The sequence below is a fragment of the Heliorestis convoluta genome, from assembly GCF_009649955.1.
Lineage (GTDB): Bacteria > Bacillota > Desulfitobacteriia > Heliobacteriales > Heliobacteriaceae > Heliorestis > Heliorestis convoluta.
On record NZ_CP045875.1, the window covers coordinates 2,572,501 to 2,589,300 of the forward strand.

The 16,800-nt window shown below is 44.5% G+C and carries 9 protein-coding genes, 1 pseudogene and 1 other annotated feature (1 of these 11 only partly in view); of the genes and pseudogenes, 1 reads left to right on the forward strand and 9 read right to left on the reverse strand.

Going from position 1 to position 16,800, the window contains the following annotated elements:
- Nucleotides 1–129: a sequence feature (most likely nonfunctional fraction of RNA operon), on the reverse strand; it reaches 303 nt to the left of the window's first position.
- 439 nt (nt 130–568) lie between these two features.
- Both yunB and tyrS read right to left on the reverse strand, forming a co-directional pair.
- Nucleotides 569–1,276, reverse strand: coding sequence for a sporulation protein YunB (yunB, locus tag FTV88_RS12305; RefSeq protein ID WP_153725890.1), 708 nt, complete (start codon nt 1,274–1,276; stop codon nt 569–571).
- Between the two features lie 141 nt (nt 1,277–1,417).
- Nucleotides 1,418–2,671 carry a tyrosine--tRNA ligase gene (tyrS, locus tag FTV88_RS12310; protein WP_153725891.1) on the reverse strand — a complete coding sequence of 418 codons (1,254 nt, stop codon included), beginning with the start codon at nt 2,669–2,671 and terminating at the stop codon, nt 1,418–1,420.
- A 164-nt stretch (nt 2,672–2,835) separates the two neighbouring features.
- Between tyrS and FTV88_RS12315 the strand changes: the two genes are divergently transcribed.
- Nucleotides 2,836–5,334, forward strand: a complete 2,499-nt coding sequence (locus FTV88_RS12315) for a transglycosylase domain-containing protein (RefSeq protein ID WP_162008036.1) — start codon at nt 2,836–2,838, stop codon at nt 5,332–5,334.
- On the opposite strand, the pseudogene FTV88_RS12320 reads toward FTV88_RS12315, so the two are convergent.
- The 7 genes and pseudogenes from FTV88_RS12320 to FTV88_RS12350 form a co-directional block, all read right to left on the reverse strand.
- A pseudogene (locus FTV88_RS12320) lies at nt 5,331–7,702 on the reverse strand (endonuclease MutS2). The gene FTV88_RS12315 and the pseudogene FTV88_RS12320 sit on opposite strands and share 4 nt — an antisense overlap.
- 29 nt (nt 7,703–7,731) lie before the next feature.
- Nucleotides 7,732–10,305, reverse strand: coding sequence for a U32 family peptidase (locus tag FTV88_RS12325; RefSeq protein ID WP_153725893.1), 2,574 nt, complete (start codon nt 10,303–10,305; stop codon nt 7,732–7,734).
- 185 nt (nt 10,306–10,490) lie between these two features.
- Nucleotides 10,491–12,068 carry an FMN-binding glutamate synthase family protein gene (locus FTV88_RS12330; RefSeq protein WP_153725894.1) on the reverse strand — a complete coding sequence of 526 codons (1,578 nt, stop codon included), beginning with the start codon at nt 12,066–12,068 and terminating at the stop codon, nt 10,491–10,493.
- A 113-nt stretch (nt 12,069–12,181) separates the two neighbouring features.
- On the reverse strand, nt 12,182–13,516 hold the full coding sequence (gene glnA, locus FTV88_RS12335) for a type I glutamate--ammonia ligase (RefSeq protein WP_153726647.1): 1,335 nt from the start codon (nt 13,514–13,516) through the stop codon (nt 12,182–12,184).
- 200 nt (nt 13,517–13,716) lie between these two features.
- Nucleotides 13,717–14,676 (reverse strand): NGG1p interacting factor NIF3, encoded by a 960-nt coding sequence (locus tag FTV88_RS12340; RefSeq protein WP_153725895.1) that lies wholly within the window; start codon nt 14,674–14,676, stop codon nt 13,717–13,719.
- Between the two features lie 30 nt (nt 14,677–14,706).
- Nucleotides 14,707–16,422 (reverse strand): DNA polymerase/3'-5' exonuclease PolX, encoded by a 1,716-nt coding sequence (gene polX / locus FTV88_RS12345; RefSeq protein ID WP_153725896.1) that lies wholly within the window; start codon nt 16,420–16,422, stop codon nt 14,707–14,709.
- 76 nt (nt 16,423–16,498) lie between these two features.
- A complete protein-coding gene (locus tag FTV88_RS12350) occupies nt 16,499–16,777 on the reverse strand; it encodes a cell division protein ZapA (protein ID WP_243137141.1) in 279 nt (92 codons plus the stop codon).
- Nucleotides 16,778–16,800 lie beyond the last annotated feature (23 nt).

Below are 16,800 nucleotides of genomic sequence, written 5' to 3' on the forward strand. Positions count from 1 at the left end.
GGTAGGTTATCCACGCGTTACTCACCCGTTCGCCACTAAGCTTCAAAGTAGCAAGCTACTTATCTGCTCCGTTCGACTTGCATGTGTTAGGCATGCCGCCAGCGTTCGTCCTGAGCCAGGATCAAACTCTCCAAAAAAGGATGTTTTGGAGTTAACCGCGCCATGGATGGCGTCAGCGGTTAACTTCCTTTGCATTCCTTATATATGGGTGAGCCTGATAAAGCTCTTAATTGACTTAATTTAGTACAATTCGCTTTGCCCCATCAGGGACTCAGCAAAATGTCAAAATTGTTTCTGAATTGTTGTGGGGTCTGACCCCCGAGCAATTCGCACAATTTCTTGTTTCGCACGCTTGACTTGTTTACAACTGTTTGATTTTCAAGGACCGATGTTTTGTCTGATATTGTCGCTTTTTGTTTGCGTCAACGAAGGATATCTTATCACATCTGCTTCGTTGTGTCAACAACTTTTTTTGAGGTTTTTTATCGCAAATCGGCGACAAGGAGTATCTTAGCATAGTTACTCCCTTGGGTCAACAACTTTTTTTAGAAAAATGTTATGCACAGTTCTATTCGTTCTGCTCTATCCCTTTGGTTACATCTATCGAAGGTTTTACACCTGTATCGCCACGCATATAGACATTAGGTACAGCACCAGGAATGATGGTGGTGGAAATGGGGATGTGGGTGTGAACAGGTATTTCTGATGATAGCAGGGGAACTACAATACGAATAACTGCTTCTATATTAAGAAAGACCATAAACTTGGTTTGATTGATACCGGCTTCTTCAAAAGTCTCCACTGGTTTTACCGTGACAGTTCCTATCGGTAATATATGAACAGGTAGTGAGGGACCTCTGTTTGCAAAGAGCGTAGAACCTGATAGTTGTCCCAAAGGTATTTTTAATTCGCTGGTACTTAGATTTGACAATGTATCTTGTACCTCTAAGGCCGTTTCCGCGGCAAGATGGTTGATCATGATGGTGTTTGGCTGTAAAAGAACAATTCTTCCTTGTTGATCTGTTTTGTAGACAATGAGATCTTGAAAATTGCCATGATTGACAATACGATGTCGAATGGCTTCATTGATCGCCTCTACAGCAATAGCTTTGCCCCTCGCTTCAGCCATTGTAATGATTGTATTTTTTAGGTTGTTCTCAGCATACATAAAAAAAATCGGCGCCGAAAAGAGCAAAAGCACAGGCAAGGTCAGTAAAATTATGAAAAATCGCACTTTCCAGCGATCAAAAAACCATCGCATTCGAAGCCAAAACATTGTTGTCACCTCCCCTGCTCCCACAATGTATGCAGGTGCAAAAAAAAGGTGCCTACTTATACTATAAAAAAACGCTGTTTCTATGAATAAAAATAGAAAACAGCGTTCGTTCTATAGAGACAACGTACGTGGAATAACAAATTACTTCCGTAGTTTCACAAACTTTCGCTTACCAACTTTGACGATCATACCATCACAAATGGTGACTTCCGCTTTATCGTCGGTAATAGCATTGTTATCGATTTTTACAGCACCCTGGTTAATCATGCGTCGACCTTCACCATTGCTTTTAACAAGTCCCGCTTCTACGAGTAACTTCACAATCCATACTGGCCCGCTTGACACAAGCTCTGCTGGTACTATATATTCCGGAATCTCATCGGGCAGTTCTTTTCTTTGAAAAATATTGATAAATTCTCTCTCTGCCTCATGCGCTGCTTCTGAACTGTGATACATTGTAACAATTTCTCGAGCCAATCGCATTTTAGCATCTCTAGGATGAACTTGTCCTGACTCTACAGATGCAGAAAGTTGCTCAATCTCCTCCATGGGCACAGCTGTCACTAGTTCATAATAACGAATCATGCAATGATCGGGAATTGACATGGTTTTTCCATACATTTCTCGGGGAGACTCATGAATGCCAATATAATTGCCCAGACTTTTGCTCATCTTTTGAACACCATCAAGACCTTCCAAGATAGGCATTGTAATGGCAATCTGAGAAGCTTGGCCATACTCTTTCTGTAAAGCTCGTCCCACAAGCAAATTAAACTTCTGGTCTGTGCCACCCAATTCAACATCGGCTTGTAGAGCGACAGAGTCATACCCTTGCATCAATGGATAGAAAAGTTCATGAATGCCGATTGGAAGATTTTCTTTCATGCGCTTGGTAAAATCATCTCGCTCCAGCATGCGCGCAACAGTGTACTTGGCTGCCAATTGCAAAATATCTGCAAAGTTGAGAGGACTGAGCCAACTAGAGTTGAATGTGACTTCTGTTTTTTCTCGATCTAAGACTTTGAAGATCTGTTCTTTGTACGTTTCTGCATTGCGATTGACTTCTTCTTCTGTGAGTTGCTTTCTTGTCTCGGACTTTCCAGAAGGATCGCCAATACGACCTGTAAAGTCTCCAATAATAATAATGACTTGATGACCTAACTCTTGAAAGTGGCGCAGCTTTTGCAGAACCACTGTATGGCCAAGGTGAATATCAGGTGCTGTTGGATCGAGTCCTAGCTTCACCCGTAAAGGTTTGTTATTCAGAATAGATTGTTCTAATTTCTTGACCAGATCTTCTTCTGGGATAATTTCTGCTGTACCGCGTTGAATAAGCGCCAATTGACGTGCTACTTCAGCTTTGACCTGTTCAGGCACTGCTGTCCCTTCTGTCACACTCGTTCCCTCCTGCAATTCAATACCTTAAACTGTATCATGTTTTTCCACTTCTTTCAAGAAAAGCACCTGTACCAATTCGACTTGGTGCTTATAAAAGACCGCTGTAACGACTTCCTACTCCTGTGCTATAATAAGCAAGTAGTCGAAAGGAGGGCATTCCTGTGGAACGAGAAAAAACCCAGGAAGAAAGCAATCATACAGTGAAACGCAAAAAAAGAAAAATCCACTGGCCTCGTTTTACTCTTTTTATCACTGCTGTATTACTCGTCGTTGGCCTGGGTGTAGGTTCAGGACTTCTTTTTGCTTGGGCAACAGATACGCCTTCATTTAGTCCTGATGATTTAGACGTTCATACAACAACCATTTTATACGATATTCATGGCAATGAGTATGCCAAGCTTCATGGTGGGGAAAACCGAACTCTTGTTGAACTACAGGATGTGCCACAGTCTGTGCTCGATGCTTTTTTGGCCATTGAAGATAATAAATTTTATGATCACCATGGCGTCGATTTTCTTGCAATGATGCGCGCTGTTATGGCAAACATTACCGGTGGTTTTGGCTCACAAGGTGCTTCAACGATTACACAACAGTTGGTAAAAAACGCTTTCTTGACGCCTGATAAAAAGCTCAAACGAAAAGTTCAAGAAGCGATGCTTGCTCTTCAATTGGAGCGTACGTACTCCAAAGATGAGATCTTTCAGATGTATTTAAACCGCATCTACTTTGGTGAAGGCGCTTATGGTGTACAAGCTGCTGCCCACACTTTCTTTGGCAAACCCATTAGTGAAGTTCACCTCCATGAAGCGGCTCTTCTAGCGGCTATGCCCAATGCACCGAATCATTGGTCCCCTTATCGCAATCCCGAACTGGCCGAGCAACGACGACAACTTGTCTTAACGCAGATGAGTCGTTTCGGCTACATTTCTGAACAAGAGTCAGAAGAAGCGAAGCAAAAGCAACCTGTTGTCATAGAACGTGGAAATCGATTGGGTTCTACAGGTGGGAATCAGTTTCCTTATTTTGTTGATTATGTGATTCAAGAAGCCATTGAAAAATATGGCATCAATGAAAACTTGCTTTACAGAGGCGGATTGCAGATCTATACAACTCTCGATCCGAAAGTCCAAAGGCCCGCTGAAACAGCCCTTTCCGACAGCAAAAACTACCCGCCGAACAGAGCTTCCCAACCCGTTCAAGCCGCTATGGCAGTTATCGATCATTCCAATGGACAGATTCGAGCTCTTGTAGGCGGTCGTGAGCATACAGCTAAGCGAGGCTTTAACAGAGCCACTGATCTAAAACGTCAGCCCGGTTCGGCCTTTAAACCGATAGCCGTCTATGGACCGGCTCTTGAGATGGGTCGAACGGTCGCTACTGTCGTTGATGATGTCCCCGTTCGCTATGGCAATTACGAACCCGATAATTACGATGGGCTCTATCGCGGCTTGATTACCATGCGCGAAGCGGTACAGTATTCTGTCAATATCTATGCTGTAAAGCTACTTAATGAAATTGGTGTTCAAAATGGCTATAACTTTTCAAAACGTGTTGGTATTCGTTCCTTAGATGATAAAAGAGATCAGGTCTTGGGCCTTAGTTTAGGCGGCTTAACCCATGGCACGAATCCTTTAGAATTAGCAGGTGCTTATGGTGCATTCGCCAACAAAGGTGTCTGGATTGAGCCTCATGGCATTACAAAAATCCTAGATAGAGAAGGCAATGTTTATGTCCAAGCCAAACCAAAACAAGACATTGTAATGAAAGAAACGTCTGCCTATCTCATGACGAGTATGCTAGAAACGGTTGTAAAAAGTGGAACAGGGACTAGAGCCCAAATGAATCGGCCTGTAGCTGGTAAGACAGGAACAACGGAACTACCAAAAGATGACCCCCAGTTCCAAGGTATGCGTGGTAACAAAGACGCTTGGTTTGCTGCTTACACACCTGAGCTTGTTGGCGTTGTATGGATGGGTTACGATCTAACGGACCGTAACAATTATCTCTATCAAACCTACGGCGGTTCCTTCCCCGCTCAAATCTGGCGCAGTGTTATGACTTCTTCCTTAAGAGATGTTCCTGTAAAAGCCTTCCCTAGACCTCGAGGATTAACAGAAGTGGCTGTTGATATTAAGTCAGGTCAACTACCCAGCGAACTAACGCCCTCTGAGTTTGTTCGTGTTGAAATCTTTGATGAGCGCAACGTACCTACAGCAACAAGTACTGTCTGGGTTGAAACGACCGTTTGTATCGATACAGGCCTCCCTTATAGACCTGGTGACGATTGCAGCGGTCTTAAGAGAGCTGTGCTTTTACAAAGACCGATTCCTTATACTGGGGATAAAAAGCCACGTGACGCCCATTTAGAGATGACAACACCTGTAGAAAGGCCTCTAGAACCAGAAGAAGTCGATGACGAATCAAAAGAAAATCTTGATGAAGAAAGTGGCGGTTCATCGAGTACCAACAATGGAAACAACGTAAACAGTGGAAATAAACCGAGTGACACCACAGCACCAACAGAGCGAGAAGGCCCTTCTTTTCCTTTCGACTTTCTAAATCCGAATCGCGATAGTGAGAAAAAAGAGCCAGAAACGCCAACACAAAAAGAGGATGATGTTGTGGAACGTCCACTAACAGCACCCCTTGAATTGTTTTAGCTTTTTAACTCAACAACGGTAACACCGAGACCGCCTTCACCTTGTTCTCCATTGCGGAATGACTTTATATACTGATGATTTTTCAAATAGCTCCGGATGGCGCTGCGTAGAGCCCCTGTTCCCTTTCCATGAATAAGGTATACAGGCGATGTTCCTGTAAGATAGGCATCATCAAGATATTTGGCCACTTGCTCCATCGCTTCATCGACAGTGGTGCCTCGAAAATCTAGTTCCCTTGATATCTCTTTGGCTTTACTACTGGCTACAGCGGCGTAAGTGGTTTTACCTTTTTGCTCTTTCTCTTCTTGCGCCGCTTCTAATTCTTTGATGTTAACTGTGAGCTTTAAGATTCCAGCTTGAATTTGCAAATCGCCCTGGTTGTTAGGCAGCGTTAAGACGCTGCCTTTTTGATGCAGTCTAGGAACGTAAACGGCTTGACCGATTTTGACGCTTTTAAGGCTTTTCTCTGCTTTTTCATCTTTTTTCAATCTTTGTCCTGTTATCGCATCTTGCATCTGCCGTAGTTGATTCCGTTCTTTTTCCGCTTTGATGAGTTCTTCTTTCACAGGCAGTCGCTTCATGGCTTCGCGCAAATCTCGAACGATGCTATCGCTTTCTTCTTTTGCTGCTTTCACAATGTTGTAGGCTTCATCACGAGCTTTTTGTAAGATTTTATCTTCTTTTTCTCGCCATGCTTTTTCTCTTTGATCGAGCTTTCTACGCAGCTCTTCGGCCTCCTGGCGAAGTCGAAGGGCTTCTTCACGCTCTTTTTGCGCTTGTACTTGATTGGCTTCTAAATGCTCGATTAAATTGGCTACATTGCGCTCATCTTGTGTAAGTAAAGAGCGAGCTCTCACAACAATGGATTCATTCAGTCCCAATCGTCTCGATATTTCAAAGGCATTAGAGCGACCGGGGCGACCAATGAGCAGACGATAGGTAGGGCTTAGTGTTTCGATGTCAAATTCAACACTGGCGTTTTCAATCTCTTCACTCGTATAAGCAAAGGTCTTAAGTTCACTATAGTGGGTCGTAGCAATTGTCTTCGCGCCTCGTTGATGGAGATATTCTAGCATTGACTGCGCCAAGGCAGCACCTTCTGTTGGATCAGTGCCTGCACCGAGTTCATCGAGCAGTACAAGGCTATTCGGTCCCGTTCTTTCTAAGATTTGAACTAAGTTGGTCATATGAGAAGAGAAGGTACTTAGTGATTGCTCAATCGATTGCTCATCACCAATATCTACAAAAATTTCTTCAAAAATAGCAAGCTCCGTTCCTGGTTCTGCCGGTACATGGAGTCCCGATTGAGCCATGAGCGTTAAGAGACCTACTGTCTTTAATGTAACCGTTTTGCCGCCTGTGTTCGGTCCTGTAATTACCAGGGTATGAAACTTTTTCCCCAGCTCGATTGAAACAGGTACAACCTTGCCTGTGATCAGTGGATGACGACCGGAACGAATGGTCAGGTATCCCGATTGATTGATCGCTGGTTCTCCACCATCCATCCGTTGCGACAGCCTTGCTTTGGCGAAAATAAAGTCCAAGCGAGCCAAAATATTTACCGTTACAGCGATATCTTCGCTTTCTTGCCCTACTTGTTCTGAGAGCACTTGTAAAATTCTAAGGATTTCTGTTTTCTCTGCAGCCTGATAGCGCTTCAAGTCATTGTTTAGCTCTACCACGGCCATCGGTTCAATAAAAACAGTAGCACCAGAAGCAGATTGATCGTGAATCAAGCCAGGAATTTGACTCCGGTATTCTTGCCTTACCGGTACGACATACCGATCGCCTCGCACCGTTACCAACGCTTCTTGTAGATATTTTTGTTTTTCTGGGCTTCTGATGATAGCTTCTAACTTTTCTCGCACCCTGCTTTGAATGGTTTTGATCATTTTACGCAGGCGCTGCAATTCTGCAGAAGCGTTATCAGCGACTTCCCCTTCTCCAATAATACAGCGATGGATCTCATCTTCTATATTTCTATAGTTTCCTAAGCCCTGGGCCAATGCTTTAAGCAAAGGCGTAGGGCTTTCATCTTTATCTTCTGTTAATAAAAAAGCTCGCATTTTTCTTGAGGCTCGAAGGTAGAAGCGATGGCTAGCAATTCATCAGGCTCGAGCATTCCACCTACTTCTGCTTTTTTTAAGGGGCCTCGAATATCTTTAATACCTGCTAGCGGTACATTCGGTCGCAGGCGAATTGTTTCTTTGGCTTCTGTTGTTTCGGCCAGTGATTCTTCAATATACCATCGCTTGGTAGAAGGTTGAAGAGACCTCGCTTCATCTTTCCCAATGGACGAAGTACATAAGTTGACTAGTTTTTCAACAATTTTATGAAACTCCAGCTTCTGTAGGATAGGCTCCTTCAAAGTTTCTGATCTCTCCCTTTTATCTTCCTCTATTCTACGCCTCGATAAAGATGGCCCTTTGTATAGCCTGGTAAATGATAAAGCGCCAATTGCGACAAGCTTTTCTCTAGATGATGGTCTTGTAGCTTGCCTTTTTGCCACTCTGTTAAGATTTGACGATATAGTGTTGTAACATCGCCGATCCACTGTGGTGATTTTGTTCTACCTTCAATGCGTAGACGTCCGAAACCAAGCTTCACCAACTGTGGCAGCTTATCTAATAGAGCAAGATCTTTGGCATTCATCAGGTGGTTGCGACAAAAGGCATCCACATAAAGCGGAAATTTATAATTCATTCGATCTTGCAAGTACAGTTCTTTGTGGATTTGACAGGGGCTATTACAGCGCTGGCTTTTATTGCGTCCTCCAAGTAAAACACCTGCTACGCAGTATTCACTAACCATCATAGGAAGTGGGCCATGGACAATCATTTCAAAAGCACCAGGATCGAGACCTTTTCTCGAAGCGACAACCGAAAACATGTGTTCTATCTGAATCCAAGAAAGCTCAGGACTGATTGTGTAGTGCTTCAAACCATGTTCTTGTAAAAAAAGTGCTGCCTCTGCATTCATAACCCAGAGCGGATAGTCGGCTCGAATCTCCACTTTTTCAGCGTCAGGAAGGGCACGAAGCAAGGGCAAATAACCTAGATTGGCGACGAGGAAAGCGCGGGCGCCTGCTTCATACCAACGCTCTATGATATGGACTATCTTTTTTTGTTCTTCTGCGCGGTACAGTCGAGGCAATGCAACAATTGCTTTGACATTGGCTTCTTGACAGAGCTGTAAAGCTTTGGCTTCTTCCCCTTTTCTAAAAGGTTGACCATGACGAAAACCTTCTGTACCTAGGTAGACTTCATCGGCGCCCGATCGTAACGCTGCGCGAAGGGCAGGAAGTCCTTCTACCGCTAGCGTTAGCAGGGGATGGACTTTTGTTCTTGTAATTCCTTTTTTTGCTTGAGAAAGACTACGAAGATGTCTCTGCCAGCTTTCTTCATCGATCAGTGGCTTTAGAAACTTTTCGCTTCTCCTTTTTTCTAGTTCAGCAATGGCTTGGCGTCGCACCTCATTGAGCTGACGTAACGGTATCATAGCTCCTTCATCTAGTTGTGCTTCTAAGGTTTCTAATACAAAGGCCGTTGTACCAAGACGACCCAACTGTTCCTGGAGCACTTCTACCGTAAGAGGTCGTTTGTTGGCCACTTGAACGACTTCTTCTGTGCAAGCTTGCCCTTGATGACCTTCGCCGTCTCGGTAGGTTACAGTAAGAGGCATGCCTACTTGCACCGTCACAGTGCCTTGAAGAGGAATGCGTCGAAGTGTGCTGGGTCGTTGATAAGATTGACGAGCCCAGGTCACCAGCTCACTATCATATATTTTAAAGACGCGGTCGCCTTCACGGAAAGTGCCTTTCCAAGGTAGAATTGCAACCTCTCTTGGGAAAGCTTTCTCTCTTTCTTCTCCCTGTACCGTCAATTGCTTGACTGCCGTAACAGATCGACCGCCTTTCGACACCCAAGCCTCAATCTCATCTCCCTGGGTAAGCTCTTCAGCGAGATCAAGATGAACAAGACTTTGCTTAGAATCGATCTTCTTAATCCGACCTATATAGAGTCCTCGATGATTGGGTCGTTTATAACTCATCAAGTCTTCTCCTAGATTGCCTTCTAAGTAAGAAGGCGAAAAGCCTCGATTAAAAATCTGTTGTAATGCTCTTTCTTCTTCTTTCTTTACATAAAAAGACTTACCCTCCAAAGCCCGATCGAGGGCCTGGCGATACTGCCGAACAGCGGTGGCTACGTATTCTGGCTTTTTCATTCGACCTTCGATCTTCAAAGACCTAACGCCTGCTTCAATTAATGCAGGCAAATGTTCTATCGTTTTGATATCTTTTGGGCTGAGCAAATGATGCCCTACTTTTTTTATATCGACAAGATTTTGCCCTTTCTGATCCACAAGGTTGTAGGTCAATCGACAAGGCTGGGCGCAGCGACCACGGTTACCACTTCGACCGCCAATCAGGCTAGACATAAGACATTGGCCAGAGTAAGAGATACAAAGAGCGCCGTGAACGAAAACTTCTGTCTCTATCCCTGGCACTTTAGAAATCTCAGCAATTTCAGGTAATGATAATTCTCTTGCGAGAACGATGCGTCGCACCCCTTCTTGAGCCAGCAAAAGAGCGCTTTCAACATTGCTTACCGTCATCTGTGTGCTACTGTGTAGTTCCCAGTGGGGAAAAAGTTTTCGCAACAACCTTAAGACGCCTAGATCTTGCACGATCAAGGCGTCTACAGAAGCTTCATAGAGTTGACGGGCATAGCGAGGCAATTCCTCCATTTCTCCATCATGCAGTAGCGTATTGACAGTCACATAAACGGCTACATGACGTTGGTGCGCATAGGAGACTGCTTCTGCTAACTCGTCCATGTCAAAGTTTGAGGCATAGTGACGTGCACCAAAACGAGTACCACCTAGGTAAACCGCATCGGCTCCATTTTCGATAGCCGCTCGCAAAGCATCCATTGATCCAGCTGGTGCCAGTAATTCAGGAAGTTCAGGCACAAAGTGGCCCCCTTATCGGTGTTCATTTTCTATTGCATTTCTTGCTTTTGTATTCCTGTCTTTTTTTATTATAACAAATTAGAAAGGCAATGAAAAAGTAAAAACCGCCCTATAGCCTGGTTATGCTACAGGGCGGTTTTTTTGAAGTTTTTTGTGTCGGTGTGAATAGAGGAGGCAACACTACATTAGCTGTTCAGGATTGCCTGCGCTTCTTCTTCGTCATGCTCCATAATATAACGGATACCGCTGATTTCAGCTGCTTCTTTGGTAAGCGCGATTACATCATCACGGGTGATGTAGTCGAGGGAGAACTTACGAGCTCCACACATGAATTGTTTGAGACCCATGCCCAGACGCTCGAAGTAGCTATAGACGCCAATGGCACCAATGGGAAGATCTTGGTAGCGATCTCCTAGCATATTTTTCACATTGCAGGCTTGTGAGAAAACTTGCTCCACATTGGTTCCGTATTTGGCAGCGTCACCAGAAATTTTACCTGCTTTGATTTGATTGCCAATGGTTTTGCCAACCATAGCTGCAGCAAGAGGAGAACGAGCCATGGCGATCACTTTAATGTAAGGGGAACCCATGGCAAAAGCTTTGAACATCTGATCTTCTAAGGTGATACCACCGGCAATGGCTACAGGTGGAATATAGGCACCTTTCTCTTTCAGTTGATCAAGGTACTTAATTAAGAGAGATTGAATGTAGATAGTAGGTACGCCCCACTCGTTCATCATTCTCCAGGGGCTCATACCTGTACCACCACCAGCGCCATCTACAGTCAGTAAGTCTAACTTAGCATCGGAAGCGTACTTAACAGCTCTTGCTAAGTCAGCCGCCCTGTAGGCACCAGTCTTTAAGAAGATATTCTTAGCACCAGCTTGGCGTAGTTCTTCCACGCGAGCCATGAAAGACTCGCGCGTAACCATGCCAACACGAGAATGACGCTCGAATTCATTAAAAGAACCATTTTTGTAAGCAGTTTGAACGGCTGGATCAGTTGGATCAGGCAAGACAATGTATCCACGGCTGTGTAGCTCTAGCGCTCTCTCAAGAGAATTCAGCTTCACTTCGCCGCCAATGTCTTTGGCACCTTGGCCCCACTTAAGTTCTACTGCCGTTACACCGAGTTTTTCAATGGCATACTCTTGCACACCAAGACGAGTATCTTCTACGTTGGCTTGCACCGCGATGCAACCATAACCTTGATACCAGTCTTGGAAGTCGCGAACGCGCTTTTCTAAGGCCGGAGACTTCACAACACGACCATTTTTGATCTCAACGTTTGGATCCATACCACAGATGTTTTCACCAATTACAATGGCTGCGCCGGAAATGGCACAACCGGAAGCAAGGTGATCCCAATTGTTGGCAGCCACGTTGGTGGAGCCCATACCCGCAACAATGATTGGATTTTTTAGTTTGATTTTATGTTCATTGCCTATCTCAGTTTCTATGTTGGCAGCTGGGAAGATGGCTTTATCAGAATCGGCTTCAACACCATGAGCGCCGACGGCTGTTCCCATGATATTAAAGTGAGAGTAGTCAACAGGGTAATCTTTTTCCGAAGCTGACGTTGTTGTCCCGAAAGGCTGAGGATAGAGCGTTTCTTTTGAACGATAGGCTGCTTTGCCTACTTCACAAAAACCTGGACAACCATCGATACAGGTGGCGCACAGGCCAGAAAATGGGACGATGCTGTCAGGTGTACGGCATTTTGTTAATGTAGCTGCGCTACGGTTCAACTTACTGTAAGTCATAACGACCTACCCCCTATTAAGTTTTATTGGCACCTTTTCAATATTGGTTAAAGAGACGCAAAGAGCCGAAGGTCTTTGCGTACTTGTCTATCTACAGATGGTGGTCCTGTAGACTAGTATCTCGTTAGGTACTGTTCAATCTCCCAAGGATGGACTCGAATGCGATAGTTGTCCCATTCGGACAGTTTAGCCTCTATATAGCGCTCATAGATATGAGGACCTAGTGCTTCTTGAATCACTTGATTCTTTTGTAATTCTTCCAACGCCTCTTGAAGACTCATTGGCAGTTGGCCAATAGACAGTTCTGCTCGTTCCTTCTCGGTCATAGTATAGATGTTCCGATCGACAGCAGCTGGTGGCATCAGTTTCCGCTTAATACCGTCAAGACCTGCCTTAAGAGCAACTGTTAAAGCTAGATAGGGGTTACAAGATGGATCGGGGTTGCGCAGCTCAACCCGTGTGCTCATGCCTCTTTTGGCTGGAATTCTAATCAAAGGACTACGGTTTTGGGCAGACCAAGCGATATAGACAGGCGCTTCAAAGCCCGAAACAAGTCGCTTGTAAGAGTTGACAATGGGGTTCGTTATGGCCGTCATGGCTTTTACGTGTTCCATCAAGCCAGCAATATAATGGTAGGCTTCTTGGCTCAGTTGTCGCTCCCCCTGGGGATCGAAAAAGACATTCTGCTCGCCTTTGAAAAGAGATTGGTTCATATGCATACCCGAACCGGCAATTCCGTAGACTGGTTTGGGCATAAAAGAAGCATGCAGACCATGTCTTTGCGCAATCGTTCTGACGACAAACTTAAAGGTCATCACTTTGTCAGCGACAGCCAATGCATTGTCGTATTTGAAGTCTATTTCATGCTGTCCCGGTGCCAGTTCGTGGTGGGACGCTTCAATTTCAAATCCCATGGCTTCTAAGGTTAAAACCATTTCACGACGAGCATTTTCCCCTAGATCAACGGGCGTTAAGTCAAAATAGCCAGCCTTGTCGTGGGTAATTGTCGTCGGGTTACCTTCTTGATCCATATGGAAAAGGAAGAATTCTGCTTCCGGCCCAACATTGAAGGCACTGTAGCCTAGTTCTTCCGCTTCGGCAAGAGCTCGACGTAAGGCAGTACGAGGGCATCCCATAAATGGTTGACCATCTGGCAGAGCCACATCACAAATGAGACGAGCTACTCTACTTTCTTTTGGCGTCCAAGGAAAGACAGTAAAGGTTGATGAATCAGGCTTTAACATCATATCGGATTCTTCAATCCGTACAAACCCATCAATGGAAGAGCCATCGAAGGCAATATCTCCATCTAAAGCCTTTGGCAATTGTTCTACAGGAATAGATACGTTTTTGGGGATACCAAAGATATCAGAGAATTGTAGACGTACAAATTTCACCTGACGTTCTTTGGCTTGATCAAGTACCATGTTCTTTTCTGCTGAAGTCATGATCATACTGTCTCACCTCCTCATTGAAGTTTCTTGCTTATCATAACAAATTTATTTTCTTGTAACAACAACAGTTCACCTATTATGCAGTATACATTGTGTTGAATTCATTAATGCGTCTTTTCTTGCGGATTCTAGCTAGAAATATTAAGCAAAAAGAGCCTCTTCTGGTAAAAGAGAAAGAGGCTCTTTCTATTATTTTACTGGACATTTCGACTGTATCGGATCATCCCTGCACAAGCAACGACTTGAATGCCCTGTCTTTCCAGCGCATCAAGCAGTAGATTCATTCCTAGAGAGTCACTGGCCATATGGCCTGCAATGACGACATTAATATGGTATTTTTCTGCTTCTTTGCGATGTTTTTCTCCCATATGCATTCCTACAATGGTACCTACACCGGCTTGAGCCAGTCGAGCATAAGCTTCTTCTGAACCAGAAGTGCCTCCTGTCATATCAACAATGACTTTACCACAGCGCCCATCTTTTTTACCAGCAAATAGCGTAGGGCCAGAACCTCTTTTGGCCGCTTCTTTGTATTCAGGAATCTCTTTGAGTAGCTTTAGAATATCATCAACTTTCTTAGGGTTTCTTTCTTCAATTACTCTGCTTAAGAAAGTTTGAACCTGGTTGTCTGCCGGCGTATGGACGCACATCAAGGGCAGATCTAGCAAGCGGGCTGCGTCGACAGCTCGATTGTGGTTGAGAGGAGCCAGCCCTCTCCGAACTTCTCCAATACGACTGGCCATAATACCTTCTGCAATATTGATGGGTACACCGATTTGATGTAGCAAATCTTCTTGCATATGCATTACTTTATGGAGCGCAGATAAGGCTTTGCCTTCAGGATGATGAGCCATGATTAAATCAATAGCCTCGCCTTTTTCTCGAAGTCTATCGGCCAATAATACTTCGCCGACTTCAATATCAATGCCTACTAGAATGCGCTTTATTTCCCGAGTTTCTTCACCATAAAGAATGGCCGTATCACTATAGGGGTTGAATAAAGTATCTTCCTGAAAACCTTCAGAATCATCGCCTTTGGCTTTTTCCTTTTCTTTTTGCCGCTCTTTTAGAAGTTCTTCTACTTGTTTTTTGCCTCGTGGGTCTGCTTCTATTCCTAGAGCGACCATGCGTCGATAGACATCTTTTAATTTCACCGTTGCTTCCTCCTATCGTGGTGAGTAGAGCTAGCCTTTCGGTTTCTTTAGAATCTTTTTGACTTCTTTGAGTCGATGGCAATTAAGAACATCTTTCTTTTCTAGTCCTGCTTTTCTGGCATTATTGATGCCATAGCTTATGTCAGCAAGGCGGTTTCGATCATGGGCATCTGTATTGATAGCAATCATAATCCCTCGGTCTTTGGCCATCCTGGCATGCGTAGCCGATAGGTCGAGTCTTTCAGGCGATGCATTGATCTCGAGGATGGTCCCTGTCTTTGCTGCGAGATCCAACAACCAGTCAAGATCAACGTCATAGGGATCTCTTGACCCTAGCAACCTTCCCGTCGGATGGGCCAGAATATCGACATGGGGATTTTTAAGCGCTTTTTCAATACGATTGTGGATCTTATGCCGATCTTGTCTTAGGTTGGTGTGGACAGAAGCAATGACCAGATCCATCTTTTCTAGAAATTCATCAGGATAATCAAGGCGACCGTCTGTTAAGATATCCATTTCTACGCCCGCTAAAACTGTGAAGTCTTTTTGCCCTTTGTTCAAATTCTGAATTGCTTTTCTTTGCTCAAGAAGCTTCTCTTCTGTTAAACCACGAGCAATATGAAGCGATTGAGAGTGATCTGTGATGGCCATGTACTCATAACCGCGGTCACGCCCTGCCGCCACCATCTCTTCTAAGGTGGATACTCCATCACTCCACTTGGTATGGATGTGCAGGTCCCCTCGAATGTCGCGCTCTTCTATTAGCTTGGGCAAAGCACCTCGTACTGCTTGCCCTACTTCTTCTCCCTTTTCTCTTAATTCCGGTGGTATCCAAGGAAGATGAAAGTTTTGGTAATAGATTTCTTCTGCTTCTTGTGAAGAGAGAAATTGCTGCCACTTGTTTTCATGATTTTCAAAGGCTGTGGCCGTTCCATTCTTGCGCGCTTGTAAGGCTTGCCAGTGCGCTTTTGAGCCTGTTGTCTCAATCCAGCGAGGAATAAATTCTTCTTCAGAAACAATTTCAATCTGCACGGGCAGTCCAAAAGGAAGGCGGAATCGAAGATGTCTTGTACCTTCTTCTATCACTTTGTTAACAGAAGGATGCTTTTTCAGCAAGTCAACCAAGAGCTCTTCCTCTTCAGAAGTGCAAAGTATGGAAACTTCTTGTACCATCTCTTCACTGCGTCGAAGGTCACCTGTAATTTCTACGCGGTTGACTTCAGAGAGATTTTGTAAGAAGTTAACAAAGCTATTTGCAGCAGGCTTCGCAATACCGATGGGAAATTTTCCGCTTCGTCGACGAATCATTTCAATGCCTCGTAAAATGGCCATCTCTGTCTTCGGACCCTGACCTGGAAGTTGTCGAACCTTCCGAGCTCTTGCTAGCTCTTCTAGTTCTTCTATGGTAGTAATGCCTTCTTTGTAAAAAGATCGAACACTAGCAATACCGACTCCCGGTAAGTTCAGAATTTCTAGCAAACCAGGCGGCACTTCATGACGTAGTTTATCAAGCAAGTGACTTTCCTGGTAATGGACAAGGGCTTCAATTTCTGCACAAAGCCCCTTACCAATGCCTTTGATCTTAGAGAGTTGATTGCGAGCGACGAGCTTTGTCACGGGGCTTTCGATGGCTTCTATTATCAGTGCACCCTGGCGAAAGGCTCTTACTTTAAAGGGGTTTTCTCCCTTAATGTCCATCAGATCCGCAATTTCAGAAAGAGCCCAGGCGATTTCCTGGTTATGCATTCCCGACTCCTCCTTCAGGCTATTTTGCCCATAGAGCAAGGAAAAAAGCGCCTCTATAACATTATGGCGCTTTTTTCTAAGGGTTCGTTGTTTTTGATGAGTGGGAATCTTCCAGTAGCTTGATTAGGTCATCGTAGTCTTCTTGCAATTTCATCAAATCGTGAGCCAAGTGAAAAGAGGCCAGAACTGCGATTTTGGCAACGGAAAGGTGCGGTGCTTTGCGACTAATCTGCTCCATCCGCTCATTGACAATAGAAGCCACTTCCTCCATATGTTCTGGTGTTACGGCTCCTTTGATTGTGTAGGGTTCTCCGAATATTCGAACTGTGGTTTTGTACATTTCTTCTTCACGCACACCTTGCCCTCCTTTTCGCTTCT